25 protein-coding genes are annotated in these 26,664 nt (G+C 54.9%); 20 read left to right on the forward strand and 5 right to left on the reverse strand.

Translation table 11 applies throughout. From position 1 onward, the window contains the following. Positions 1 to 18 precede the first annotated feature (18 nt). Genes VF684_RS11245 through VF684_RS11255 form a run of 3 tightly spaced genes read left to right on the forward strand, consistent with a single transcriptional unit; the run spans position 19 to position 2,947 of the window. Positions 19 to 1,197, forward strand: coding sequence for an O-antigen ligase family protein (locus VF684_RS11245; RefSeq protein WP_440174235.1), 1,179 nt, complete (start codon positions 19 to 21; stop codon positions 1,195 to 1,197). 2 nt (positions 1,198 to 1,199) lie between these two features. Next, entirely contained in the window at positions 1,200 to 1,865 is a 666-nt protein-coding gene (locus tag VF684_RS11250) for a glycosyltransferase family 25 protein (RefSeq protein WP_021230713.1), read from the forward strand. Between the two features lie 14 nt (positions 1,866 to 1,879). Next, the gene (locus tag VF684_RS11255) at positions 1,880 to 2,947 is read left to right on the forward strand and encodes a glycosyltransferase family 9 protein (RefSeq protein ID WP_162516052.1); all 1,068 of its coding nucleotides are present in this window, start codon (positions 1,880 to 1,882) and stop codon (positions 2,945 to 2,947) included. 27 nt (positions 2,948 to 2,974) lie between these two features. Here VF684_RS11255 and VF684_RS11260 read toward each other — a convergent pair whose 3' ends face one another. Further along, the gene (locus VF684_RS11260; protein WP_107683283.1) at positions 2,975 to 4,036 is read right to left on the reverse strand and encodes a glycosyltransferase; all 1,062 of its coding nucleotides are present in this window, start codon (positions 4,034 to 4,036) and stop codon (positions 2,975 to 2,977) included. 236 nt (positions 4,037 to 4,272) lie between these two features. Between VF684_RS11260 and VF684_RS11265 the strand changes: the two genes are divergently transcribed. Further along, positions 4,273 to 5,472: a 3-deoxy-D-manno-octulosonic acid transferase gene (locus VF684_RS11265; RefSeq protein WP_083243847.1), complete on the forward strand. Its 1,200-nt coding sequence runs from the start codon at positions 4,273 to 4,275 to the stop codon at positions 5,470 to 5,472. A 43-nt stretch (positions 5,473 to 5,515) separates the two neighbouring features. Here the strand turns inward: VF684_RS11265 and VF684_RS11270 are convergent, their stop codons facing one another. Next, positions 5,516 to 6,055, reverse strand: coding sequence for a hypothetical protein (locus VF684_RS11270; RefSeq protein ID WP_139442092.1), 540 nt, complete (start codon positions 6,053 to 6,055; stop codon positions 5,516 to 5,518). A gap of 299 nt (positions 6,056 to 6,354) precedes the next feature. Between VF684_RS11270 and VF684_RS11275 the strand changes: the two genes are divergently transcribed. The 7 genes from VF684_RS11275 to VF684_RS11305 all read left to right on the forward strand — a co-directional run bounded on the left by VF684_RS11275 (position 6,355) and on the right by VF684_RS11305 (position 11,964). Then, on the forward strand, positions 6,355 to 7,071 hold the full coding sequence (locus tag VF684_RS11275; protein ID WP_201998597.1) for a substrate-binding periplasmic protein: 717 nt from the start codon (positions 6,355 to 6,357) through the stop codon (positions 7,069 to 7,071). A gap of 59 nt (positions 7,072 to 7,130) precedes the next feature. Next, the gene (locus VF684_RS11280) at positions 7,131 to 7,952 is read left to right on the forward strand and encodes a helix-turn-helix transcriptional regulator (RefSeq protein WP_139442094.1); all 822 of its coding nucleotides are present in this window, start codon (positions 7,131 to 7,133) and stop codon (positions 7,950 to 7,952) included. Positions 7,953 to 7,992: 40 nt separating this feature from the next. Then, positions 7,993 to 8,628, forward strand: a complete 636-nt coding sequence (locus VF684_RS11285) for a LysE family translocator (RefSeq protein ID WP_139442095.1) — start codon at positions 7,993 to 7,995, stop codon at positions 8,626 to 8,628. A 57-nt stretch (positions 8,629 to 8,685) separates the two neighbouring features. Then, on the forward strand, positions 8,686 to 9,816 hold the full coding sequence (locus VF684_RS11290) for an ABC transporter substrate-binding protein (RefSeq protein WP_139442096.1): 1,131 nt from the start codon (positions 8,686 to 8,688) through the stop codon (positions 9,814 to 9,816). A gap of 390 nt (positions 9,817 to 10,206) precedes the next feature. Continuing rightward, positions 10,207 to 10,863 (forward strand): DUF3313 domain-containing protein, encoded by a 657-nt coding sequence (locus VF684_RS11295; protein ID WP_139442097.1) that lies wholly within the window; start codon positions 10,207 to 10,209, stop codon positions 10,861 to 10,863. A gap of 100 nt (positions 10,864 to 10,963) precedes the next feature. Next, complete coding sequence (locus tag VF684_RS11300; RefSeq protein WP_139442098.1) at positions 10,964 to 11,326, forward strand: cystatin domain-containing protein; 363 nt, start codon at positions 10,964 to 10,966, stop codon at positions 11,324 to 11,326. A gap of 125 nt (positions 11,327 to 11,451) precedes the next feature. Next, entirely contained in the window at positions 11,452 to 11,964 is a 513-nt protein-coding gene (locus tag VF684_RS11305; protein ID WP_139442099.1) for a cupin domain-containing protein, read from the forward strand. A gap of 101 nt (positions 11,965 to 12,065) precedes the next feature. Here VF684_RS11305 and VF684_RS11310 read toward each other — a convergent pair whose 3' ends face one another. After that, complete coding sequence (locus VF684_RS11310) at positions 12,066 to 12,566, reverse strand: DUF1993 domain-containing protein (RefSeq protein WP_005340817.1); 501 nt, start codon at positions 12,564 to 12,566, stop codon at positions 12,066 to 12,068. A 311-nt stretch (positions 12,567 to 12,877) separates the two neighbouring features. Between VF684_RS11310 and ydfZ the strand changes: the two genes are divergently transcribed. From ydfZ to VF684_RS11335, 5 genes are all read left to right on the forward strand, one after another. Continuing rightward, positions 12,878 to 13,075, forward strand: a complete 198-nt coding sequence (gene ydfZ, locus VF684_RS11315) for a putative selenium delivery protein YdfZ (protein WP_005357022.1) — start codon at positions 12,878 to 12,880, stop codon at positions 13,073 to 13,075. Positions 13,076 to 13,352: 277 nt separating this feature from the next. After that, complete coding sequence (locus tag VF684_RS11320) at positions 13,353 to 13,880, forward strand: REP-associated tyrosine transposase (protein WP_440174239.1); 528 nt, start codon at positions 13,353 to 13,355, stop codon at positions 13,878 to 13,880. A gap of 184 nt (positions 13,881 to 14,064) precedes the next feature. Continuing rightward, a complete protein-coding gene (locus VF684_RS11325; protein WP_440174240.1) occupies positions 14,065 to 15,405 on the forward strand; it encodes a hypothetical protein in 1,341 nt (446 codons plus the stop codon). A 1-nt stretch (position 15,406) separates the two neighbouring features. Then, on the forward strand, positions 15,407 to 15,712 hold the full coding sequence (locus VF684_RS11330; protein WP_440174242.1) for a hypothetical protein: 306 nt from the start codon (positions 15,407 to 15,409) through the stop codon (positions 15,710 to 15,712). Further along, positions 15,713 to 16,576, forward strand: coding sequence for a hypothetical protein (locus VF684_RS11335; RefSeq protein WP_440174243.1), 864 nt, complete (start codon positions 15,713 to 15,715; stop codon positions 16,574 to 16,576). It begins immediately after the preceding gene. Between the two features lie 102 nt (positions 16,577 to 16,678). Here VF684_RS11335 and uvrD read toward each other — a convergent pair whose 3' ends face one another. Further along, positions 16,679 to 18,850, reverse strand: a complete 2,172-nt coding sequence (uvrD, locus tag VF684_RS11340; protein WP_440174244.1) for a DNA helicase II — start codon at positions 18,848 to 18,850, stop codon at positions 16,679 to 16,681. A 506-nt stretch (positions 18,851 to 19,356) separates the two neighbouring features. Here uvrD and VF684_RS11345 point away from each other — a divergent pair. The 4 genes from VF684_RS11345 to VF684_RS11360 all read left to right on the forward strand — a co-directional run bounded on the left by VF684_RS11345 (position 19,357) and on the right by VF684_RS11360 (position 24,092). After that, on the forward strand, positions 19,357 to 20,355 hold the full coding sequence (locus VF684_RS11345) for a BMP family lipoprotein (protein WP_005340803.1): 999 nt from the start codon (positions 19,357 to 19,359) through the stop codon (positions 20,353 to 20,355). Between the two features lie 85 nt (positions 20,356 to 20,440). After that, positions 20,441 to 22,006, forward strand: coding sequence for an ABC transporter ATP-binding protein (locus VF684_RS11350; RefSeq protein WP_374862211.1), 1,566 nt, complete (start codon positions 20,441 to 20,443; stop codon positions 22,004 to 22,006). Then, positions 22,006 to 23,124: an ABC transporter permease gene (locus VF684_RS11355; RefSeq protein WP_005357011.1), complete on the forward strand. Its 1,119-nt coding sequence runs from the start codon at positions 22,006 to 22,008 to the stop codon at positions 23,122 to 23,124. The genes VF684_RS11350 and VF684_RS11355 overlap by 1 nt, the downstream gene beginning before the upstream one ends. 2 nt (positions 23,125 to 23,126) lie before the next feature. After that, positions 23,127 to 24,092, forward strand: a complete 966-nt coding sequence (locus VF684_RS11360) for an ABC transporter permease (RefSeq protein WP_021230728.1) — start codon at positions 23,127 to 23,129, stop codon at positions 24,090 to 24,092. Positions 24,093 to 24,356: 264 nt separating this feature from the next. Here the strand turns inward: VF684_RS11360 and VF684_RS11365 are convergent, their stop codons facing one another. Further along, positions 24,357 to 26,348 (reverse strand): bifunctional 2',3'-cyclic-nucleotide 2'-phosphodiesterase/3'-nucleotidase, encoded by a 1,992-nt coding sequence (locus VF684_RS11365; RefSeq protein ID WP_139440626.1) that lies wholly within the window; start codon positions 26,346 to 26,348, stop codon positions 24,357 to 24,359. Positions 26,349 to 26,664 lie beyond the last annotated feature (316 nt).

Here is a 26,664-nt window from a genome sequence, read left to right on the forward strand (position 1 = left end):
TCAAAAAATGCCATAAGCATGGAGCGATTTGCTCTTCTGATCTTTTCATGCACCCTGATTTTTGCATTCAGCGTAATGTTTTTCTTTACTGATGGAAAAACATATCTATCTAACCTCATTGTTGTGGCATCCATAATTGGCATGGTTTCTTTTTACATCCATCGTTATCCGGTGGGGTTTAAAAATCGTCATATAATATGGGTTTTATTATTCTATGCCATTTATCTATTTGTAAATAGACAAGTTCATGGTGATCAATATGGCATTATGCGTGCCATAATTTATGTCATATTTTTCACATTTTTAATTCCACGGAATGTTTTTTTATTAAAAGCTGGTTGTTATGGGGTTATTCTTGGTGGATTTGGCTTGGGGGTTATTAGTATATGGCAGTATAATCATGGGGTCGCTAGGGTAGAGGGTTTTACAAATGCGATAATTTTTTCTCAAACAGCCCTAACATTGGCTATTCTCAATTTTTGGTTTTCGGTTTCTTTCTCAGAGAATCGCCTTGAAAAATGGTTTCATATCATTTCGGCATTATTCTCTCTGGGGGCACTATATCTTTCACAAAGTCGTGGTGTTTGGCTAGCATTCATGGTTGTGATTACATGTTTTTTATTGTTTAAAATAAAAACAAAACCACTGAAATATATTTCAATCACGCTAGGTTTGTTGTTAGTACTCGGAATGCTATGTTTAAACAGCAGTATCGTGAAAAATAGAATAGACTCTGGACTTTCTGATGTTGTAAACATGGAGAATGGAAATTACAGCACATCTCTTGGGCTAAGAGCGGTAGCATGGGAAAGCGCTTGGTTGGGATTTCTCGACTCGCCATTAATAGGTGTGGGCACTGAAGGTTTTGATGCGTTAAAGCAAGAGCAAGTGAAGCTGGGTCTTGTGCCACAAGCGTTGCTAAACCCCGAACTTGCGCATGCACACAACCAGTATTTACAGACTTTAGTTATTCGGGGTGGTATAGGATTCATTTTCTTACTAGGTATACTTATATTGCCGGCAATATTTTTTGCGAAAGAAATGGGGTTTGTGTCTGCAGGCGTCTTTATCCCTATATCATTCGCTGTCGGAGCAGTTTTTGATGTGCCTTTTGAACACCAAAGCATGATGTATTTATACTCATTCAGTCTGATTTTTATTTTATTTTGTCATGAACTCAAGCAGGATTTATTATAGCTATGATACCCGTATTTATTATTAGTTTGACACGTAGTGCTGACAGACGGGCCATGGTAGAGCGCCAGATGTCTCATTTGGGGATTAACTTTGAGTTTTTCGATGCTGTAGATGGTAAATCATTACCATCAGATCGCTTGGCGAAAGTAGATTTCAATCTGGCAAGAGAGACTTGCGGTCATGATCTTAGCTTGGGTGAGGTCGGTTGTGCCATGAGTCATATCAATATATATGAAGTGATGGTGGAGCGAGATATCCCACGCTGTGTAATTTTAGAAGATGATATATACGTCCACATGCATTTCAAAGCTATCGTCAACGAGGTCACTAATAAAAATAGCTCTGACATTGTATTTTTACATCATGGCAAGGCGAAACACTTCCCAATATACTCATCTTTGCCAGAGGGGTATCGTTTGGCAAAATATTTAACACCTAGTAAAAATTCAAAAAGAGGAATTATATCGACAGGTGGATATATTCTTACATTGGCTGGCGCTCACAAGCTGCTGAAAATAGCTTATCCAATCAGAATGCCTGCTGATTACCTCACTGGACGGCTGCAGTGGAATAAATTGAGTGCCGCTGGTGTGGAGCCGTGCTGTCTGGATGTTGGACTATTCCAATCGACGATTGATGACAGAAATTATGGTCAGCATATAGAGTGATGGAGGTGATTGCTATGATTAAAATATTTCAATTATGGAGGGACGTCCTTCGCCGCAAGCTGGGTATTTTACTTTTTGATCGTCATTCATCAGTGAGAGCGTCATCACATGGTGCCACTGTTTTTGTTAGGTGGGATGCTAAGCTTGGTGATGCAATCGTCTCTTCCTGGGTGGCAAGGGAGATTAAAAATAAATTTCCGGAGCGGAAAGTCTATGTCATTACCAGCTCTGAAATGGCGCCATTGTTTAGAGATTTTTTTAACTTTGATTGCGTCTTTGAAATACCCAAGAGGGCTGGCTATATGGAGCTCAAAAAATTAGCCAATGAAATTGGGAATGTAGATTATCTTGTGCATTTTAGCCAAAAGATGAAGATGAAAGACCTTTATTTCATCTCCAAAGTTGGGAGCAAAAATGTAGCAGGAGTCGATGATGAGCTTGACTGTATTAATATCAAGCTGGGGCAAAAAACAGCAGGGATGCACTTCGCTAATAAATTTAAGGTGCTGTTGGAGCATATGGGGATTGCTAACCCTGATACCAGTTATATAGTGCCTTCGTGTCAGGATGCTGAGGATAGGGTTGGCTCTTGGTGGCCAAGTAATAAAACGTTGTGTTTCAATCCATATGGCAGTGGGACATCCCGTTGTTTCAGTGTTGAAAAAATTATAGCGTTAATTAACACAATGCTTGATTCATCAAATCACAACATTTGTCTCTTGTATCCACCTGGGCGTGAGAGGGACGTTGAACGAGTTTTATCTCATGTTTGTGACCCAACCAGGGTTGTTAGTGATCATGAGAAACCATCTCTGGCTGCACTCTTTGCACAGACAAGGCATTGTGCCGGTATGGTGTCTGTGGATACAGCAACGGTGCATATTGCAACAGGTTTGAATAAACCTGTTCTTGGTATTTACAATGATAATTTCGGGATGCCAGAAAATGTGGAGTGGCATCCCAATAATCCTCACTCAAGTGTTATCTACGCAGAAACGAGGTCTGCACAACAAGACGTAAATTTTATCAACGTTGCTGAATTTAAAACAGTATTTAACAAATGGGTGGCTGATTATCTATAGAGAGTTGGGGGTTTCCCCAACTCTTTCTCATAAAGATATAAACTGTTCGGTCACACTTTCACTAGAAAATAGTTGATAACAGTTTGAATCAATGGAAATTCGCCTTCGATCAACACCTGTAATTGCCATGGCCAGTCCACGGATATCTTCTATCGGGATTAGAAATTTATCGAGTGGTTTCGTCAATATCTCTGCCGGCCCAGACGGGCAATCCACGCTGATCACCGGGGTATGGCAGATGAGTGCTTCAATAAGCACTGTTGGCAGCCCTTCAGCATCGGATGTTAGGATGAGCGCCTGAGCTGCTTTGATATAGGGGTAGGGGTTCTTCTGAAAGTCGATGATCTTCACCTTGCTGGCAAGGTTCATCTCCTCGATCATGTCTTCAATGTGAGGGCGTCGCTCCCCTTTGCCCATCAGGACGAGTGGCGTATCAACGCCACTTAGCTGATATGCCTGCAAGAGACGATCGTGGCGTTTTCGTTCTTCGAAGGTGCCAACATGGATAAAATACTTGTCGAATGGCTTGCTGAAAGGCTCATTGGCCAACGCCTGAATTTTCTCGATATCAAACGGATTATAGATAACCTGACACGATTTGGGTGTAGCTTTTACATTTTGCAAAATGTCGTCCGCGATGCCACGAGATACGCAGATCAGTTTCTTGCCATTATAGAAGCGCTTGAATTTTTCATATCCTTTGGCATTGTCTTTGGCAAAACCGGTGACATTTCCGTGGATCCAGTAATAAATATTCAGTGTATCAGGCAGGTGTCTGGTAATTTTGTCACATGAGCATGAGATAATTACGTCAGGCGAGATCTCTTTGACTTTTTTAAAGATCAGAGATGCTTGTATTTTTTCAACCGCAACATTGGATATGGCTTTAGTCAGCTTTGTGACAATGCCAAGATTAATCGGGTGAATGTTGTCAGGTAGCGTATGGTCTATTTTTTCCCGCAAGGTAAACAAAGTTACATCTGCACCGGCATCTTTTAGCAAGGATGCGGTATTGAGCAGAACCTTTTCCGCACCACCACCATACAAGTCTTCAACAATGAATAAAAACTTTTTAACTGGTGGGGTCATAACTGCTCCGCGGGTCTCATAACTGACTGGTAAATCTACTAAAAATGTGAATCGTAAACGAGCAAAATCAGGTGGCAACTGTTAAAGTCGTTAGCAATTTTTTCAATAGGTGTGGATCAATGATTGGTCTTAGTGGGCGCTACCATAACGCATTATTCGCGGCCTGTATATTTGCCGGGCTGCTGCTTTCCTGGCTGTTTTCCGATCACCAACTCCTCACCGGCGACCAGACCCAGATGCTCTACAAGGGTTACCTTGGGGCTTATGAGGGGGTCTGGCTCAGCTATGGCAATGCGGCGAGTGCGGTGGGTAATGTGCCGGGGAGTTTGTCGGCCTGGCTGATTGGCGGGCCGCTGCTGCTGTGGGATTCTCCCTATGCCCCTATGGTGTTGCTGCTGGCGATGCGGTTGGTCGGATTCCTGCTGTTTGATGCGGTGATCCGTCAGGTGTTTGATGACAGGGTGCGTCTGCTGTTTCTGGTGCTCTGCTGGCTCAACCCCTGGTTCCAGTACGAGAGTCTGCTCTATAACCCCTCCTATCTGTTCCTCTTCTCGGCCATGCACTGCTGGTCGGCCTGGCATATGCGCGAGCGGGCCTCCTTCTGGCACATGATCGTCCACCTGTTGGCTATCGGCATGGCGATGCAGCTGCACTACTCCTGGCCGCTGCTGGCGGTAATGTCTACCTATCTGTTCTGGCGCCGCATTCTCAAGGTGAGCTGGAGCGGGGTGGTGGTGGCTACCCTGCTGATCGGTGCTTCCCTGATCCCCTACGCCATGGAAGTGATGAGCAACAGCCATATTACCCAGAACGTCGATCCCGAGGCGCGCCAGCGCTATATCGGCTGGGGGCTGGTGCATGTCTATCCGGTGCTGAAATCAGTGCTCTACTGGCTGCGTTACGGCTCCTGGCTGTTTGCCAGCAAGCTGGTCAACGACACCCAGTTCATCTGGCTGGCTGGGCACGAATACCTGCAGATGGCGGCAGTCTGGCTGTGGCGGGTGGTGATTTACGGGGTAGGCTCGGCGACTGTGCTGCTGGCGGCCAAGGCCAACTGGCAGCTGTGGCGGGAACTCAAGCCGCGTCTGCTGCGCAGCGACCGCGCGCCAGTGGATGGTGAAAGCTGGCTCGGTCTCTATGCGCTGGCGGCGGTGCTGGCGGTGCTGGTGAGTGCGGCGCTGTCGCCCATCATCTTCAACTACTGGCACCTGATGCTGATCTTCCCCTACGCCCTGTTCCCGATCCTGCTGTTGCTGGTACGCTGGAGCCGCCGTTACCCGCAGTGGGTTGGCAAGGGGTTGCTGGCAGCCACCCTGTTCTGCACCGCGGTCAACCTGATTGCGGCGTGCGATAGCACCAAGTTCTCCTATCAGGCGGACTACAAAACCCAGGTGCTGGAGTATCTGCAAGAGATGAAGCTGCAACCTAAGCAGTGAGTCATCCACGGCCAGCTCCCCGATCTCGGGGGGCTGGCTGTCACTATTCGAAACGGTCCATATGGGCGAAGTTTTTGGCTTCGGCAACCCAACCCTCACGCCCCTGCTTGTCCCGAATTTTTACCCACCACTGGTTCTGCGGTGACCGGCTGTATCTGATCTCTTTGCGCGCATAGTCATAATCGAGAATGTAGGTTTTGCCCTTGTACCAGAACAGGCTATTGCCTTCACCCAGTCCGCCGAGGATATAAAGCGTTTCCCCTGCCTTCATATTCAACAGCGGCCCTTTTCCCTCCTCGTTGTAGCCCAGCTTGACCGACCTGAGTATTTCGACGATCCCCGGTTGTTCGGTAATGACAACCCCGGTCAGTCCTTCCACCTGCTGGCCGCGGGGTAGCCGGAACAGCGCTTTGGCCGTCAGGGATGGCACGGCTCTGACGATCACCTCTTGCTTGGTAGTCCACGACTGATAGGTACAACCTTCAAACGGGCAGCGACCCCAGTCGTAATAGGGCAGGCGCGGCTTTTCATCAGAACTTACAGTCGCAGCAAACAACGACAACAACAGCAAAAACAGTCTCATGAATTTACCTGTTCGGCGGGGCGCTCATCCGCCGGTTTAATGAATGGGGCCGCACTATATCTCAAGAGACCAAAATCCATCAAAGCCGCGGAAGGATTGATTTTCACCGCAATAAAATGGGTGGTCGATGGCCATGAAAGCAGGGGGCACAAGAGGTCGAAGCGCGGCGGGAGCGGATAGCCCGCCCCTTTGCCTTGTGCCATGCTGATGGCTATCAGGGCATCGGGTCGGCACCTATGGGCATCTCTCGTTCGGGTATGCGTTTGTTATTACTGCTATCGATACTTCTTCTCCCTCTTATGACCATCAGCCAGGCCGTGGCGATCAACGCGCCACTGCGGGGGTGTGTCTTCCAGCTGGCGCCGCTGGTCACCATCGATCAGCAGGGCGAGGTCTCCGGGCCGGTGATCGACTACTTTCGCCGTCATATCGAACCCGCGATCGGGCGCACCATCGAGTGGCAGGGGCTCAATGTGGCGCGGCTGCTCAGCAACCTCGAGAGCGGCGAGTGCGATCTGACCCCGCTGCTGAGTTACAGTCCCGAGCGTGCTCGTCATTTCCGCTATATCGACCCCCACTTGTTGCTGCTGCGGCCGGTGCAGGTGGTACTGGTGCCATCGCGACTTCGCTCGGTCGAACGGCAGGAAGATCTCTTCGGCACCACCATCGGCTGGTCGAGTCAGGCGATCGTGCCGCCGCTGTTGCAGCATCCGCAGATCCATATCGACACCCTCTCCCAGCTCAGCTGGGAGCATGGCAACATGCAGAAGTTGCTGCGCGGGCGCATCGATGCCGCGCTCTTCTCCAACGATATTTCCGCCAACCATTTTCGCGCCAAGCTCCCTGCGGCGACCCGCCTCATCTACCTGCCGGTCACCCCACTGCAGGTGCATATCGTGCTGAACAAGTCGTTGGGGGATGGCAATCCCGAGCTGGTGCAACAGATGCGTCAGATGGTGGAGCGGGTGCCGCTCGCCTCGCTGGTGGAACCAACCCCGCGGCTGTGGGGGCGTTGAGAGGGGGGGCGTGCAATAATCTACAAGTCCAAGGCCCGCTTCTGGTGTATCTATAAGCCATGAGTACCACCGATTCCCTTATCCGCTACTGGCAATCCCCGCACCTGCCGGGGGTCGAGCTGTCACACTCCCACCACAGGGCGTTCAGCTACGGCCGCCATGTCCATCTCGACTACCATATCGGGCTGGTGCAGCGGGGTGGCCAGAAGTTTATCCACAAGGGGAATAGCCACCATCTGGTACGCGGGGTGCTCTCTACCGTTAACCCGGACGAGGTGCACGACGGCCTCAGCCTGCTGCCGGAAGGGTACGAGGTGCGGGTCTTTGCCATCGATCCGCAGCAGCTGGCGCTCTGGCTGCCGGAGCAGCCGGAACCCTTCTTCGACAAGGGATTGCAGAGCCGCCCCGACCTCTATCAGGGTTTTGCCCAGCTGCACGGCTATCTCGACAACCCCAAGGCCGATGGCCTGCTGATCGAGAGCCAGCTGCTCGCCCTGCTGGGGGAGCTGCTGCATCTGGCCCCCGAGGTACACCAGCTGGCGGATCCCCAACTGCGATTCCTGCGCGACTACCTGATGGCGGCCCTCGACGAGCCCCACTCGCTGGAAGAGCTGGCGGGGCTGCTCGGGCTCGACCGCTTCGCCTTCCTGCGCCAGTTCAAGAAGCGCAGCGGCATGACCCCCTACGCCTGGCTGAAACGGCTGCGGCTGGAGCAGGGCAAGCGGCTGTTGGCGAGCGGGATGGCGGTGAGCGAGGTGGCGCTGGCGGTCGGCTTCTTCGATCAGAGTCACTTCCACCACGGCTTTCGCCAGGCATTCGGTCTGACACCCGCCGAATTTCGTGCCCAGATGCAATCTTTTACAAGCCGCTCCCCCCGCTGATCCGCCATGCTGGCTCTCCGTCGTTAAAGCGAGAGTTGTTATGCTGACCAGTTTGTTCGTTACCCTCGGCCTGATGCACCTGATTGCACTGGCCAGCCCCGGCCCCGATTTCGCCCTGATCCTGCGCACCAGCCTGCACCGGCCGACCGCCCTTGGCGCCGCGCTGGGCATCTCGCTGGCGATCATGGCGCACGCCACCCTCAGCCTGACCGGGATCAGCATGCTGATCGCCAGTCACCCGCTGCTGTTTATGGTGATCAAGTGCTGCGGCGCCCTCTATCTGGGCTGGTTGGGGTGGGGCGCCCTGATGGCGGCTCGCCAGCAGAGCAGCACCCTGATGGCCAGCGCCGCCAACGAGCTGCGCGGCTGGGGCAGGGGCGTACGCACCGGCCTTGCCACCAACCTGCTCAACCCCAAGGCGCTGGTGTTCTTTATCGGCCTGCTGGCCGCCATGGTGACGCCAGAGGTGGATGGAATAACCCGCAGCCTGCTGGTGGGCGAGCTCTTCATCATCTCCCTCTGCTGGTTCGGGCTGCTGGCGTGGAGCCTCTCCACCGATCGCGCCCAGCGCCTGCTGCTGCGGGTCCAGCGGCCACTCAATCTGGTGACCGGCGTGCTGTTTGCGGTGGTCAGCCTCTCCATTCTGGCGAGCATGGGCGCCGAGCTGGTGGCCTGACGAGTCGGCGCATGGGCCTATACTCCAGCAAGGTTTACCTGTCAGGAGTGCCCGGCCATGCGTCTACTGCCTCTTTGCTGGTTGCTGGGGATGACCCCGGCGCTGGCGGCCCCGGTTCAGCTCAAATTGCTGGAGTGGGGCTATCTGCCAGCGGGTTATGAACAACAGTTTGCCGACTACGCCAAAGCCCATGGGGTGGAGGCGACGGTCAGCCGGATCGAGCCGCTGCTAACTGATTTCGACAGCGTCTACCGCGCCCTGCGCACCCGCAGCGCCGATGTGGTGCTGCCGACCAGCTACTTCTACAAGGCCCATCACCAGCCGCTGTTCAAGCTGCTGCTCCCCATCGATTTCAGTCGCCTGCAGCACTACGCCGAGGTGAAGCCCGCCCTCAAGAACACCGAGTATGACAAGCAGGGGGAGCGCAACTACTCGGTGCCCTTCTCCTACGCCATGTTCAGCCTCGCCTATGACAGCAAGCAGGTGCCGCAAGCGCCCACCAGTTGGCAGGTGCTCGCCAACACCTCGCCGCCGGGCCAGTTTGCCGAGTTCTGCGACCAGTTCGAGCCGCTGCTCTTTTCGGTGCTGCTCTCGCTGGGCAAGTCGCCCGCCCTGTTTGCCAGCGGCGAGATGCTGGCCGACAAGACCTTGCAGCAAGAGGTGGAGCAGCAGCTCTCGCAGCGGCTGCGAGCCAGTCGCGGCTTCTGGTTCAATCAGGCCAACCGCTGCGAGGATCTGCGCCAGCAGACCTTTGCCACCACCTGGGGGTTGGAGCTGGTGGAGTGCAACAAGCAGAACGAGCAGCTGTGGCGGATCGCCATGGTGCAGGAGGGGGCCATCTATGCCCTCGATGCGATCTCTATCGCCCGTCATGTCGGCGATGATCCCGCTCGGCTCAAGGCCGCCTACCTGCTTGTGGATTTTCTGCTGAGCGCGCCGCTGCAACGCCAGATGCTGGTGGGCACGCCCACCATTTCGGCCAGCAATATTGCCTCCCGGCCACCCCTCAGCCCGCAGGAGCAGGCGATGCTGCCGGATCGCCCGCTGCCGGAGTTTGACGAGCGACTGTTGGTGCCCGCGTTGCCCGCCCATATCAAGAATCGCTACAAACGGATGGTGCAGCAGGCGATCGTCGCCAGCGGCAAAGAGGGGCTGGTCAAGCAGTGCCCCTGGGATCTCGATAACTGATGAATGAGCCTGCCGCTTCTTCGGCGGCAGGCAAGTTTGCGCAAGATGGCTGATGATCGGTCATCGCCCGTTCCAGGGCATTCCCCCGTTCAACTCACGCCGCTCGCGGGCTCGCATCGTTTGAAAAAACTGAGCGCTTTTCGCAGCCCCATTTAGCTGGATTAAACAACCTAACCCTCGCCAGATTGCCGTTCGTACCCTGGCTGACCCTGTATAAAAGCACCGCAATTGTGACAACTTGGATGTGAGCTGAACAATCCTGATCTGTCCCTTGTGGGAAGGTGATGAATAGGTTATTTCTCTGTGACATTGGCGGCATCCGGCACGGGTTCTCCAGCCATGTGGTGCGAAATCCACAGCAAAAACAAACAGTAAAATGCAGGAGCAAATATGAAAAAGGTCGTGATGGTTGCCGTGGCTGCGGCCCTTCTGGGTGGCTGCGCCGTCAAGAATCAGGTATCCCACAGCTTGCAGGCGATCCCGCTGACAGCCTTCCAGCAGAGCGAGAGCAACCCCAATCAGCGCGTTTACAAGGAGCCGGGCGTTGACCTGCGCCAATACAATGAAGTGCTGCTCGATCCGCTGCAGTTTATCCGGCAGGAGAACGGTCAATGGTATCTGCTGACCGCCAATGAACAGAACCAGATTGGCCGCTATTACCACGACAAGTTCCAGAGCGAGCTGATCAAGCAGGGCGTCAAGATCGCCACTGCCCCCGGCCCGAAAGTGATGCGGATCCAGGCCGCCGTCACCAACTTCGACTTGACCCGCCCCGACCCCAAGCTGCGTGACCTGCTGCCAGCCAAGATAGCCATCAACGTCACCCGCGAAGTGATCGGCAAGGAGCCCTACCTGCTCAAGGTGGGCAGCATGGCCCAGTTGCTCGACTCCCGGAGCGGCAAGCTGCTGGTGCGGGTGATGGATGCCCGCGAGAGCCCGGACAGCACCCACAAGGATGAGCCCATCACCGCCGAGGAGATGGAGAAGATGATCGACCAGTGGGCGGCCAGCCGCGCCAAACAGCTGGCGGACAATCTGGGGCGCTGATCGATTGGTGCGTCCAAGCGGGGCGCAGCGGGAGCCTTTTGGGCTGCAATAATGGCAAGATGTTGATAAGGTGGTCATTTTTCAGGCAGGAGAAAATGATATGAAACGCGTGTTGTTACCCATCCTTGTTGCTGGCCTGTTGAGTGCCTGCAGCATCTCGTCACCCACGCCTGAGTGTGCGCCGATGGCGGGTGGCTGGCAGAGTCAGTCGTTGCCCAATGCGGAAGGAGAGGCTGCGCTGGCCAGCGTGCTGGCTCGCATGAACACGGCCGCCAAACTGCAGAGCATCCGCGAGGTGCGCAGCCAGGTGGTCTCCGGGGTCAACTACGACATCGAGTTCCAGCTCGACAACGGAGAGGTGTGGAACACCCGTGTCTATCGGGATCTTGCCGGCAACTACCAGATGACCCGCACGGCTGCACAGGGCGAGCTTCCTCCCTTGCCTTGCGTCAAGGCCAAGTAATTCCTGCTTGTTGAGCCCCTCGTCAGAGGGGCTCATCTGACCAGAAAATTTCTGCTTTTCTCCCCGCATTCTGACAGTCAGGATGACCCTTCCCGTGACTGCATCCTCATGGAAAAGGAACCGCTATGAATCGCCACCCCTGCATCAAACACTGGAGCGAGCTGCAAGAGCAGACGCCGCGCTACTACTCCGGCAGTCAGGAGCCCCTGTCGCGCGGTTGTGCCCTCGGCAAGCACTTCGGCTTTAGCCGCATCGGCATTCACCACGAGATTGTCGAACCCGGCCATCGCACCAGCTGGCCCCACGCCGAAAAGACCGAGGACGAGTTCGTCCACGTGCTGGAAGGGACGCCGGATGTCTGGCTCGATGGCGTGCTCTATCGGCTGCAACCTGGGGATTCGGTGGGCTTCAAGGCCGGTGACGGACTAGCCCACGCCTTTATCAACAACACCGAAGAGACTGTCCGGCTGCTCTGCATCGGCGATACCGACCGGGAGGACAACCGCATCCACTACGCCGTCCACCCCGAGCGCAACATCACCCTCGGCAAGCTGAACTGGGATGACGTGCCCGCACGCGAGCTGGGGGATCACGACGGCCTGCCCGACAAGCTGCGCGAGCGCAACGGCCCCTTCTAGGGCGCAGCCTTTCTGCGCACCAGCCCAGCACCACCCGATATAAAAAAGCCTGCCGCGTGGCAGGCTTTTGCTATCTGTTTGCCGCCTGTGGCGTGCAGCGTTTATTGCAGGTTGAGCCCGCCCAGATAGTCGCGCTTGCCGAGATCGACCCCGGCGCGGCGCAGCAGGGCGTAGGCCATGGTGAGGTGGAAGTAGAAGTTGGGAATGCCGTACTCATGGACGCAGGTATGGCCATCCATCCCCTTGCCGCCCGCCCAGTGGGGCACGTAACGGCCGCTGGCGTACTGGCTGTAGTCCGCGTCCAGCTTGCCTTGCAGATAGGTGATGGTCTTGCCGATATGGGCGCGCAGATCCGCGATCGTTTTAGGGTCATCACCCAGCACCGGCAGTTCGCTGTGGCTGGCGGTGGCGACCACGGCGCGGGCCGAATCGCAGCAGATCAGCACCTGCTTGGACAGCGGCAGCATATCGACGATCAGCCGCTCGCCGAAGAAGTTCTCCACGTTGAACTGCTTCGCCGCGGCGTGGGCTTCGGCCTTGGCCAGACAGTGGTCGAGGTTGGTCAGCATCTTGATGAACTGGGCGGTAATGTCGCGATTCATGAGCACTCTCCATCTTGTTGAAACAGCGGCCCGCTTGCGCGGCCACAGTGAATGAGACTGGCTAATCGGCCACCAATATACCCCAACCGCTGCCGGGTTCGAGCCCGCCACGACGAAAAGGGCAGGGCTGCACCACTGCGTGCGACAGCCGTTGGCCAAGGGGCCATGCTCGCTTTTTGAGCCTGTGAGTCCCTTATCGCCCCTTTGTTGATCTGTGACATAAATCACCTTTTGTCAGGGGCGTAGGCTGAATGCCGTTGTCCTGGACAGACGCCTGCGCATTCGCCAGGACACAAGAAAAGGAGAATGAAATGAAGATCTATGACCGTAACCGCAATGTGCTGAACCAGGGTCAGCGCGTCATGATTGCCGCCACTGGCGCAGTCGATTTTCTGAAAGAGGCCCACACCGACAATATGACCCCCTATCAGGCGGAACATGAGAAGTGCGTGCTGCTGGCAAACTCCGGGGAGCGCTACGCCCCCATCGAGTTGATTAGACTAGGCTGATCCCTTTCCCTGTCACCCTACTCTTTACAATTCACCCGGCCGCCGCGCCCCATCTGGTGGCCGGGTTTCTGAGTTCCCCTCTCTGCTTTACCCACCCATCAATTACATCGCCTCAAGCTGCTTTGAGTCATCGTGTAGGTTCGATTAGCGAAGCGTAATCGGACGATCGCGTAATCGAACAATCTCGTAATGGAACATCCGCACCATCACGGTCCGCAAGCCGATCGATGTGAGGCAAGGCTATGCTTGGCTTTTCGGTCTCAACGAGGGGAAAAGGATGGCCAATTGGCGGCGGGCATGGTGGCCCGGCGGAACCTGGTTCTTTACCGTCAACCTGCTGGAGCGGCGCAACAACCGGTTGCTGGTGGAGCAGATCGACCTGCTGCGTCAAAGTGTTGCCAAGGTGCAACAGGCTCACCCCTTCGCCATTCACGCATGGGTGGTGTTGCCCGACCATCTCCACTGCATTCTCTCTTTGCCGGAAGGGGACACCGATTTCCCCCTGCGTTGGCGGTTGATCAAAAGCCACTTTTCCCGCGCCTTGCCGGTAAACGAGCGGCGCAGCCAGACCCGGTTACGCCACGGGGAGCGGGGCATCTGGCAGCGCCATTATTGGGAACACTTGATCCGGGATGAGCAGGATTACCGCCGCCATATGGATTACGTCCATATCAACCCGCTCAAGCATGGTCATGTCATGCGGGTGGCTGATTGGCCATATTCCACCTTCCATCGTTACGTGGCGAGCGGCATCTATCCGCCGGATTGGTGCGGGTCGGTGGATGGGGTGGGGGGATTGGAGTAAACCCCTAAAGGGTTGTTCCGTTGTAAGCGTCCGATAACGCGAACGTCTCACGCGATTGTCCGATTACGCTTCGCTAATCGAACCTACGGCCCTCATCTCTTGCATCCGCCGTGTCTATCTGAATCATTATGTTATATGATAAGTTTTCTCAAGTTGAATTCTGTTGATGAAGGGTGGCTTTTTAATGAGGTACATTGATATAAACAATATTGCCTATCTCCACCATGGCTGGAAGAGACATTTAAGGGCAAAGAAAAAAAAATCAAAAACACCTAAAAGTGATTGTGGAGAGCAATGTTCTATAATTCAGGAGCATTCTGAGCCTTCCCTCGTGAGCTTTATGACTAAGTTTTGTGAAAATAAATCATCTCTTGTTTCGATTGGAAATAAAATTAGAACGCCAAAAAATTTCTGTATTTTCAGTAATCCTAAAGAGGTGCTTTCTTGGCTTCGTCGTTTCATTACCTTTTCATTACAGAAAAAAGTAGTTGAAGTTACAGTTGATCATACTAAAACACGTAAATTTTGTTTAACGTCAGAGGTATTGCTTGGGCTTATTGCCAAAGATATACAGGAGAGACGTAAGTTTTTGAAAATGCCTATAGAATATAATGGGATTTTAAATAAAAACAATGAGCATAGTGAGCTCTTGGCAGAGGTAGGTATAGTCTCTGAGTTAAAGGATGCATTTAGTACACATCAACCTATGGCACCCGAGAAAATTCATGTTTTTAAACAGGATTGCTTCAGGCACGAATCTGCCAGCTCAACTAGTGATGACCTAAAATCTATTACATCACAAAATTTTGTTGAGCATCTTAATAAAGCTCTTAGGGATCATCAATTAAAACTAACGGAAAGTGCAGCGGGAGACATTAAGGGATGTTTAGGAGAGATAATTGATAATGCAAATGAGCATTCTGGCACAACCGCACCAGTATGGTATGTACGTGGATATGTTAATAATCAAGAAGAAATAAAGGTCAAGTACCTTGAGTTGATGGTTGCAAATTTAGGAAAGTCGATTTCTGACACGTTTACCTCCCTAGTAGATAGTTCAATGGCAAAGCGAGAAGCCAAAAGATATGTTGAGCATCATTTAGGGCATGGGTTTACAAAAGAAGAACTATATAGCGTTGCCGCTTTACAGGGTAATATTAGTTCTAAAAATACAGATGATGACGCAACAAGAGGTCAGGGCACAATCAAGCTTATAGAAACCTTTGAACAACTATATAATAACTATTTACAGCTGCGTCGTGGAAGAAGTGATGTTTGTGCTCAAATGAACCTTATATCTGGTGGTGTTATAATCAGATTTGACGGTAAACTCAAATCTCAAGTAGTACAAGATGTACATGGTGGTGAGAGAGTAATAATGCCATTTAATGAGCTAGGTGATTTGCGTGTCTTGCCTGATGGTAATTATGTTTCAAGAATCGATGGAGCCTATTTCCCAGGTTTGCTTATTAACATAAGAATCCCTCTCACAGGTAGCACAACACCATTAAGGGATGATGATTGATATGAAAATAATAGATTTTCGTAGTTTCCCTTCTACACTTTTTACCGGTAGAAAAAATGGTAATAGGGCTAAAGCTCACTTTGGTATCTCCAATCAGGTGTTTGAAACATATATACTGATCGCTAGGCATGATCAAGTTATTACCAGTTCGTATTTTTTAGGACTTCTTGGTGATAGTCTAAAGTCCTTTGGTGGTCCACTGGAGATACTTAAGCATATCGATCTATCTCAAATATCATCAATAAGCAGAGATGAGTGTGAAAAAGCAATTAAACGAGGGTTGACAACTAATTCAGGTTTAATATAAATGAAGATGATAGTGTTATTTATTGCACCATTACTAACTGCATCTTGCAGTGCTGAATATATTTCATCGTTCCTTGTTATACCTAAGCATACATCTTCTGATGACAGTTTTTTTGACAAAAATGGAAATAAAATTACAACAGGAGTTGATCTTGGTGAAATAAATTTGAAGCAAGGTTTAGTTATTGATGAAAATAAGATGGATAAGCAGGGGAAAACATTTGAAGCCCCATTCTCAGCCCATGGCGAGGCTCGAAATGTCTTTTCTTTTGAGAAGGTAAACTATGATTTAAGCTTTTCTTTACCTTATACATATAGTCTACCTATGCTATATAACACCAATTATGAATCACCAGTAAATAATAGTGATATAAATATTTTTGTACCAGAAAAGCAAGATGACAAAATATTTGGGTTGTTATCTTTGTCTGAGATTTTATCTGTATTTGCAGTTTTTGTTTCAATGTACTCTATATACAGAACCCGAAAGGATATTAGTAGAAGTAAAATTGATGAAATAAATGAAGGGTATTGGTTTAGGGAAGTGGTAATTCCATCCATAATGGAGCCTGTTATGGATTTCTCGAAGAATGCAAAGGATTCATATATACATGCAAATCGAGATTTGACGGTCTTTTTTAGCTCTTTTTATCTAAGGATGAATGACCGTTTATTAAACTCTATTGTCGTTACGCAAGTTATCTCTCAAACACTTTTTAATGACCTTAAAGAACGAATAATTGATTTGGATGATGAATTAGATAATGTTCAAAATGATGGTGATATAGATATCATTGTCAATGAATTTGTTGGTTTTGTAGTAAATAGAATTAAAACAGAACAGCTAAAATTAGTTAGCTCATAGGTTCGATTAGCGAAGCGTATTCGGACGATCGCGAATTTAAAGTCGTCACGGAAAAACCAACCCGGCCTAAGCCGGGTTGGTTGTATCAAAAGGCAGGAAAAATCACAGCGCTTCCAATCTGGCATACGCCGTCACCAGCCACTTGGCGCCGACGTCGTCGAACTGGATCTGCACCCGACTCTGCTGGCCGACCCCTTCGAAGTTGAGCACCACTCCTTCCCCGAATTTCGGATGGAGCACCCGCTGGCCGAGCTTGATGCCGCTGGCGTCGAAGCTCTGTTGCACCTCGTTCTGGCTGAAGCGGCCGTACTGGGTGGGGCGGCTGACCTGAGTGCGCAGCCGGATCTCTTCCAGACACTCGGCGGGCATCTCGCGGATAAAGCGGCTCGGCTTGTGGAACATCTCGCGGCCGTAGATACGGCGGCTCTCGGCATAACAGATGTAGAGCTTCTCCATGGCGCGGGTCATGCCGACGTAACACAGGCGCCTTTCCTCTTCCAGCCGGCCCGACTCCTCGGTGGATTGCTGGCTGGGGAACATGCCCTCTTCGACACCGACCAGCAGCACCAGCGGGAACTCCAAGCCCTTGGCGCTGTGCAGGGTCATCAGCTGCACCGCGTCGGCATATTCGTCCGCCTGATTCTCGCCGGACTCAAGCGCTGCGTGGGCGAGGAAGGCGGAGAGATCGCTCATGTCTTCCAGCTCGTCCGGGCGCTGGTACTGGCGGCAGGCGGTGACCAGTTCGTCCAGGTTCTCTACCCGCGCCTGGGATTTCTCGCCCTTTTCCGCCAGATACATCGCCTTGAGGCCGGAGTTCTGGATGGCGATATCCGCCTGCTGGTGCAGCGGCAGCAGGGAGACCTGCTCCTCCAGCGCGTCGATCAGATCGACAAAGCCGCGCACCGCGTTGCCGGCGCGACCGGTCAGCACCTTGTCGTTGAGCAGCGCCTTGGCCGATTGCCACAGGTTGAGCCCCTGATCGCGGGCGTTGCCGCGCAGGATCTCGAGGGTGCGATCGCCGATGCCGCGGGTCGGGGTGTTGACCACCCGCTCGAAGCTGGCGTCGTCGCCACGGTTGTTGATAAGACGCAGGTAGGCCATGGCGTCTTTAATTTCTTGCCGCTCGAAGAAGCGCAGGCCGCCGTAGATGCGATAGGGCATGGCGTCCTGCATCAGCGCCTCTTCCAGCACCCGTGACTGGGCGTTGGAGCGGTAGAGGATGGCGCAGTCGGCCAGGAGGCCGCCCTTTTCCTTCCAATCCTTGAGACGGCCGACAACGAAGCGCGCTTCGTCCACCTCGTTGAAGGCGGCGTAGAGGGAAATCGGCTCGCCCTCGGCCCCTTCGGTCCACAGTTCTTTACCAAGGCGCTCGGCGTTGTTGGCGATGACGCTGTTGGCGGCTTTCAGGATATTGGCGGTGGAGCGGTAGTTCTGCTCGAGGCGGATGGTATCGGCGCCCTGATAGTCGGTCAGGAAGCGCTGGATGTTCTCGATCTTGGCGCCGCGCCAGCCGTAGATGGACTGGTCATCGTCGCCGACGATCATCACCTTGCCGCTGTTGCCCGCCAGCATCCGCAGCCAGGCGTACTGGATGCCGTTGGTATCCTGAAACTCGTCCACCAGGATGTTCTGGAAGCGGTCGCGGTAGTGCTCGAGGATGTGCGGCTTGTTGAGCCACAGTTCGTGGGCGCGCAGCAGCAGCTCGGCGAAGTCCACCAGACCGGAGCGATCGCAGGTCTCCTGATAGGTCTTGTAGATCTGCTGATAGGTACGGGTGACGGGGTCGCCATAGAGGTCGATGTCGCCGGGGCGCAAGCCCTCATCCTTCTTGCCGTTGATGTAGCCCATCACGGCGCGGGGGGCCCAGTGCTTCTCGTCGAGGTTGAGCGCCTTGAGCACCCGGCGGATCAGTCGGTACTGGTCGTCGGAGTCGAGGATCTGGAAATCCTGCGGCAAGCCGGCATCCAGATGGTGGGCCCGCAGCAGGCGGTGGGCGATACCGTGGAAGGTGCCGATCCACATGCCGCGCACGCCGTCGCCGATCACCTTCTCGACCCGGCCACGCATCTCGGCCGCCGCCTTGTTGGTAAAGGTGACCGCGATGATGGAGAAGGGTGAACAGCGTTCCACCTGCATCAGCCAGGCGATACGGTGCACCAGCACCCGGGTCTTGCCCGAACCGGCACCGGCCAGCACCAGCAGGTTGCTGCGGGGCGCCGCAACGGCATCTCTTTGCTTGTCGTTGAGCCCGTCGAGCAGGGTTGAAACGTCCATCACCACTCCTGTTTATTTATACAGGCGAGGATTATACGGCCATCCCCCCGTCAGACCAAATCCAAACTCGGGGGGAGGGGCGAGATGGGCGCTTGCAGGGGCGCCGATGTGGCCATTTTTGGCTGGCGCAGAGAGAACGGGACGGGGAGGTCTCCAGCTGTAGCCAATCCTTGCTCGCGCGGTTTGTGGGGATTTTGCGAGCCGGATCACGGGCTTGCCGGGGGGCTGGATGAATAACAGGGGAAAACGGTTTACAGTAACTTGCTGAACAATAAGAGAAATGTCGTTTGGGTCTTTTGGTTGTTAGCATAAAAAACTGAAAAGCAGCTAAAAAACAACTGCTTATAAGGTTATTTGCTTAGAATTCAAACCGTTAACGCAAACGTTTTTCCCTTATCATTTGCTTGACCCGCATCGGGGCTGACTTAGAGTAAGCCTGCGTGCTAGATAGCCTGCTCTGACAGGCAAGCAAGTTCCCTCACTTAATAACAATCAAGGATACGATCGTGACTAAAGTGCTCAAGCTGGCCACCGTGGCCTCCCTCACTCTCGCTGCTCTCTCTGCTCAGGCTGCTTCCGAGCCAGCCGTCATTTATGACACCGCGGGCAAGTATGACAAATCATTCAACGAAGCCGTATTCCGTAACGGCGTCGAGCTCTACAACAAGGACAAGGGCGTCAAGGTCAAAGAGTTTGAACCCCAAAACGAAGCCCAGCGCGAGCAGGGTCTGCGCCGTCTGGCCAGCCGTGGCAACGGCCCGATCGTGGCGGTCGGTTTCAACATGGGTTCTGCGGTAGAGAAGGTTGCGACCGAATTCCCGAAAACCCAGTTCACCATCATCGACATGGTGGTCGACAAGCCGAACGTCCAGTCCGTCATCTTCAAGGAGCATGAAGGTTCCTTCCTGGTGGGCGCGCTGGCTGCCATCGCTTCCAAGAGCGGCAAGGTCGGCTTCGTGGGTGGCATGGATATCCCGCTGATCCGCAAATTCCAGTGCGGCTACGAGCAGGGTGCCAAGTTCGTCAATCCGAAGATCGAAGTGTTCCAGAACATGGCGGGCTCCACCCCGGCCGCGTTTGCTGACCCGGCCAAAGGTGCCGAGCTGGCCAAGTCCCAGTTTGCCAAAGGCGCTGACGTGGTTTACGCCGCAGCTGGCGGTACCGGTATCGGTGTCTATCAGGCAGCCAAGGACAGTGGCAAGTTCGCCATCGGTGTGGACTCCAACCAGAACCACCTGCAACCGGGCACCATGCTGACCTCCATGGTCAAGTCTGTGGGTCTGGCCGCTTACCAGACCTGGGATGACGCTGCCAAAGGCGAGTGGAAGCCGGGTATCAAGAACCTGGGTCTGGCGGAAGGCGGTGTGGATTGGGCGCTCGACAAGGACAACGAGAAGCTGATCACCCCGGAAATGAAAGCCAAGGTAGATGCCATCAAGGCTGAAATCATCGCTGGCAAGGTCAAGGTTCATGACTACATGAGCGATAACACCTGCAAATACTAATTAGATAGTTGCTACGACTCTCAACGCACCACCGGCCCGCACGGGCCGGTTTTTAGTCTTATTTCATGAAACGCAGGGCTGCATCATGGACCAGACAGATCGCTATGCCATCGAATTAAGAGGTATCGATAAGCGGTTCGGCGAAGTGTACGCCAACAAGCTGATCGACCTTAAGGTTCGCAAAGGCAGTATCCACGGCATTGTCGGCGAAAATGGCGCCGGTAAGTCCACCCTGATGAGCATCATTTATGGTTTCTACCATGCCGACAAAGGCGAGATGCTGATCGACGGGAATCCTTTCAAACCCCATGGCTCACAAGATGCGATTGCCGCAGGCGTGGGCATGGTTCACCAGCACTTCATGCTGGTCAATAACTTCACCGTATTGGAAAACGTCATCCTCGGCGCTGAGAACGGCTGGCACCTTCAGCAGAGCGTGGCGTCAGCCGAAAAGTTGCTGGGCGAACTGGCGCGAGACTATGGCCTCGACGTGCCGCTGCACGAGAAGGTCGAAGATCTGCCGGTTGGCTTGCAACAGCGGGTCGAAATTCTCAAGGCGCTCTATCGCGGCGCCCGCATCCTGATCCTCGACGAGCCGACCGGGGTACTGACCCCGCAAGAGGCGGATCACCTGTTCGAGGTGCTGAAAAAGCTGCGGGATCAGGGGGCGACCATCATCCTTATCACCCACAAGCTGCGGGAGATCCTGGCCATTACCGATCAGGTCTCCATCATGCGCCGTGGCGAGATGGTGGCCCACGTCGCCACCAGGGATACCGACAAGGAGCAGCTGGCCGAGCTGATGGTGGGCCGCAAGGTGCGCCTCAAGGTCGACAAGGGGCCAACCCAGCCCGGTGAAGCCAAGCTGAAGATCGAAGGGCTCAGCTACTTCGATGCCAGCAAGGTGGAGCGGGTCAAATCGGTCAGCTTCGAGGTGCGGGCCGGTGAAGTGGTCGGCATTGCCGGGGTCTCCGGCAACGGTCAGTCCGAACTGCTCAGCCTGCTTGGCGGCATTCTCAAGCCGAGCAAGGGCGGCTTCACCATCAGCAGTCGCAGCGGCGTGCACAAGGTGAGCGCGGAGCACCCGGCCGATCCGGAGCTGGTGCGCAACTACGGCCTCGGCCATGTGCCGGAAGATCGCCACAAGATGGGGCTGATCAACCGCTTCGAGGCGAAAGAGGCCTTCATTCTCGGTTATCACCGCCGCCCGCAATACAACAAGGGGTGGCTGCAGAACAAGGAGGCGATCCAGCAGGATTGTCAGGCCAAGATGGAGAAGTGGGACGTGCGTCCGCCCCATCCCGATCACAAGACCGCCAACTTCTCCGGTGGCAACCAGCAGAAGCTGGTGATCGCCCGTGAAGTGGAGCAGGACCCGGATGTGCTGTTGATCGGCCAGCCGACCCGCGGGGTCGACATCGGCGCCATCGAGTATATCCACCAGCAGATCATCGCCATGCGCGACAAGGGCAAGGCCGTCTTGCTGGTCTCGGTGGAGCTGGACGAGATCATGAGCCTCGCTGACCGGATTCTGGTCATTGCCGACGGTCGCATCGTCGGCGAGCTGGATGGTGCCAAGGCGGACGAGCGCACCATTGGTCTGATGATGGCGAATATCGTTCCCGATGACGTAGCCAAGGAGGCCCACTGATGAGCCAAGTACGTATTCCTGCCTGGGTCTCCGTAGGCGTCTTGTCTGCGGTCAACATCCTGCTGGCCTTCCTGGTGTCGGCCATTCTGTTCTACTACCTCGACATCAACCCGGTCGATGCCGCCAAGATCATGTGGTACGGCGCGTTCGGCACAGGTGAAGGGGTTGGCTTCACCCTCTACTACGCAACCGGCTTTATCTTTACCGGTCTGTCGGTGGCGGTCGCCTTCCACGCCGGTCTGTTCAATATCGGTGGCGAAGGTCAGGCCTATATCGGCGGGCTCGGTGTGGGTCTGGTCTGTCTGATGCTCGGCGATGTGCTGCCGTTTGCCCTGCTGTTGCCGCTCTCCATCATTGCCGGTGGTCTGTTCGGTGCGGCCTGGGCCTTTATTCCGGCCTGGCTGCAAGCCAAGCGCGGCAGCCATATCGTGATCACCACCATCATGTTCAACTTCATCGCCGCCTCGCTGATGGCCTATCTGCTGGTGGAGGTGTTCAAGCCGCCCGGCTCGATGGCGACCGAGAGCAAGGTGTTTGCCGAAGCAAGCTGGCTGCCCAAGATGAGCGGGCTGGCGAACCTGTTCGGGATGGAGATCCCCAACAGCCCGCTCAATATCAGCTTCTTCTGGGCGCTGATCTGTGCGGCGCTGGTGTGGGTCTTTATCTGGCACACCCGCTGGGGTTACGAGATCCGCTCGGTCGGCGCCAGCCAGAGCGCCTCCGCCTACGCCGGTATCTCCTATCCCAAGGTGGTGATCCTGGCCATGGTCATCTCCGGCATGCTGTCGGGCTTCTTCGCCCTCAACGTGCTGCAGGGTGAGCTGCACCAGATCAAGCTCAACTTCGTGGAAGGATTCGGCTTCACCGGTATCGCGGTGGCGCTGATGGGGCGCAACCATCCGGTCGGCGTCATCATCGCCAGCCTGCTGTTCGGTTTCCTCTATCAGGGGGGCGCCGAGCTCAGCTTCGAGTTCGGTGTCGACCGCAACATCGTGGTGGTGTTGCAGGGTCTGGTGATCCTGTTCTGTGGCGCCCTTGAGCACATGATGCGCCCGCGCATCGAGCAGCTTTATCTGGCGTTTGCCAACCGCTCAGCCGCACAAGCTAAAGGAGTCTGATCATGTTTGAAATTCTGATCCTGATGCTGGATGCGACCATCCGGACCGCGCCGCCGCTCATTCTGGCGGCCATGGCGGGTATGTTCTGCGAGCGCTCCGGGGTGGTCAACATCGCGCTGGAAGGCAAACTGCTGGCGGCGGCGTTCGCCAGTGGTGCGGCGGCGGCGGTCTCCGGTTCTGCCTGGATAGGTCTGGGTGCCGGGGTGGGTGTCTCCATCCTGTTCGCCCTGATGCACGGCTTTGCCACCATCACCCACCGCGGTGATCAGGTGGTGAGCGGCATGGCCATCAACATTCTGGCGGCCGGTCTGACCGTCACCCTGGGCCGTTACTGGTTCGATCAGGGTGGCCAGACCCCGGCGCTCTCCGGTGATGCCCGTTTCGCCCCCATCGATCTGCCCTATGCCAAGGAGCTGTGGGATGTGCCGGTGATCGGCCAGCTCTACAGCGAACTGCTGAGTGGCCACTCCCTGCTGGAGTACGTGGCCTTCGCCTGCGTGCCGCTGGCATGGTGGGTGATGTTCCGTACCCGCTTCGGTCTGCGTCTGCGGGCGGTGGGTGAGGCGCCCGCAGCGGTCGATACCGCCGGTATCTCTGTGGTGCGGATGCGCTACACCGCGCTCCTCATCGGCGGTCTGCTGGCCGGTATCGGTGGCACCTATCTGGCGGTGGCCCAGACGGCCCAGTTCATCCCCAACATGAGTGCGGGCAAGGGCTTTATGGCGCTGGCGGCGCTGGTGTTCGGCAAGTGGCGTCCCTGGAATGCCATGGCCGCCTGTCTGCTGTTCGGCTTCCTTGATGCGGTCGCTATCCGGCTGCAAGGGGTGAGCATCGGTGGCTTCGCCATTCCGGTGCAGGCCATCGAGGCACTGCCCTACATCCTGACCGTGTTCCTGCTGGCCGGTTTTATCGGCCGCGCGGTGGCACCCAAGGCACTTGGTACACCCTATGTGAAGGAGCGGGAGTAGCGCCCTCTATCGCGATACTCCCGGTCACACAGATAACAGCAGGCCCACTTCGGTGGGCCTGTTTTTTATGGGCGGGATGGGACAGAACAGCCGGGATCTGGATGGTGTGATAGAGGGGGATGATGGCGTGAAGGGGTAAATGGGCTGCGCGAGTTGCTCCGGGTAGCGGCTGGCGTACAAGAGCTGACCCTCTGCCTGCACCATCAAAAACCCCCTCGTATCAGGAGGGGGTTGCAGAGGTTATTGCCGGATTAACCCTGAGGTTCAGGGTGCCAGCACCAGCTTGTAGACGCCAAAGCCGGGGTGTTTGGCATCGGTGGGTGGCAGGGTCTCTACATAGTTCAGCTTGCCACCGGTCAGGGCTTGCGCCTCGCTGCGTGGCGAGCTGTAGATGCGCAGATCCAGATTGGCGGGCAGGGGGGCCAGCTGCCAGTTGTTGTCTGCCGGGGGCTCGAAACCGGCCGGATTCTTCTCTGCCAGATCCTTGAGGTATTCGGAGAGCACTTCGCGGGTTTCGAACTGATCTTCATGGACGATCACCTTGGCGTTGATGCCCGGGAAGTTGCCACCACCGCTGGCGCGGTAGTTGTTGGTCACCACGTAGAACATCTGGGCCGGGTCGATTGCCTTGCCCTGATAGGTGAGGTTGGTGATGCGATAGCTGTCGCTCACCTTGTTGCCATCCACATCGTAACGGGCGGGTTTGGTCACATCGACCTGATAGTTCACTCCGTCGATCACGTCGAAGTTGTAGGTGCGGTACTTCTCGTTCACCAGCCACTGGGTGGCGGTGCTGGCGGCATCGATCTTGTTGAACTGGACGGCGCTCTTCTCCAGCCACTCCTGTACGGTCGCGCCATTGATGGCGACCACCTGCAGGGTGTTGGGGTAGACATAGAGGTCGGCCACGTTGCGCAGGGAAATATCGCCAGCCGGTACATAGGTGAAGTCGGTCGGGCCGTTGCGACCGCCGCGGAATGGCGCGGCGGCGGAGAGGATGGGCCATTTCTCCTTGAGCTGACCATCCTGTTGCAGCTTCTTGGCATGCCACAGCTGGGCGTCGCTGACGATCTGGATGGAGGGGTCATCCTGCACCAGCGCGAAGAAGCTGTGGATTGGCTTGGTGATCTTGCTGAGGGGCTCGTCCAGCCACTGGTTGGCCTGCTCGTGCTCGGCAATGACCTGATCGACCACCGCCTGATCTTCGGTGCTGCTGGCACTGCTGTCGATCTTGCGCAGCTGGGACTGGCTGGAGGCCACTTCCCAGCGACCCTCTTTCCAGGTCATGTGCAGGTCGATGATGCCGAGGTGATTGCCCCAGACGCCCGGCATCACGGTCGGTACGCCCGCCAGGGTGCCTTTCTCGTTGTCCACGTCGGTCATGTTGGGGTAGTCGCCCGGGAAGGTGCGGTGGGCGTGGCCCAGCAGCAGGGCATCGACCCCTTTCACCTTGGCCAGCGGCAGGGCGGCGTTCTCCATCATGGGTTCGCGCGGGTCACCGATGATGCCGGTGTGGGCCACGACCACGACGATGTCAGCGCCCTTGGCGCGGATTTCGGGTACATAGTGCTCGGCGGTCTCGACCATATCGGCCACCACCACCTTGCCTTCCAGATTGCGCTTGTCCCACTGGGTGATCTGGGGCGGGGTCAGGCCCAGCACCCCGACCTTGATGGTCTGGGTATTGCCGTTGGCATCCTTCACCTGACGATCCAGCACCACATAGGGTTTGAACTTCTGCTTGCTCCAGTCGATGGCGCCCTTGCCATCACGGCTGAAGGCATCGGCCTGGAAGACGTTGGCGTTGATGTAGGGGTAGTTGGCCCCTTTCAGGGTCTCCGAGAGGAAGTCGAGACCGAAGTTGAACTCGTGGTTGCCCAGGTTGCCGACATCATAGCTCATGGTGTTGAGCGCCTTGATGGCGGGGTGAGTCTGCTTGCTCAGCCACTGCTGTTTGACCTGCTGGTCGTGGATATAGTCGGCCAGCGGGGTACCCTGGATCAGGTCGCCGTTGTCGATCAGCAGGTTGTTGGCGTTCTCGTCGCGGGCCTTGCGGATCAGCACTGCGGTGCGGGCAAAGCCCAGCGAGGCATCCGGCTTGTTCTGGTAGTAGTCGTAACTCAGCAGGTTGGAGTGGATATCAGAGGTTTCGATCAGCCGCAGGGTGAGATCACCGGGGGCCTGAGAGTTGTTGTCGTCACAGCCGGACAGCAAAAAGATAACTGCCACCGCGCTCAGTTTGAGGGTGGTTTTCATTGTTGGATTCTCTTGTTATGGGTATGCCAGCGTGGTGCATTCTATCGACAGCAAAAGAATCCGATTGTGAGCAGGCTGGCAATTCGGGCTAATTACCCTCCTGTTAATAGAGTTATGACTCTGATTTTAATCTGTTTTTTTGGTTCGCTACCCTCGCTGCTTTTCCGCCGTTAGTCACCCTGTCGTCACCGCTGTGCGGTCGGGGCAAGCGGAGCGGTCTGCCGCTCCTGCGAGGCTGTAATGGTTGGTTACAGATCTCCATTCGACTGATAGATGACCTTTCCCTTAAATTCAGCGGCGATTGATTGCATCTAAA

The sequence above is a fragment of the Aeromonas sp. Lyrl_2 genome (genome assembly GCF_051948815.1).
GTDB classification, from domain to species: domain Bacteria; phylum Pseudomonadota; class Gammaproteobacteria; order Enterobacterales; family Aeromonadaceae; genus Aeromonas; species Aeromonas veronii.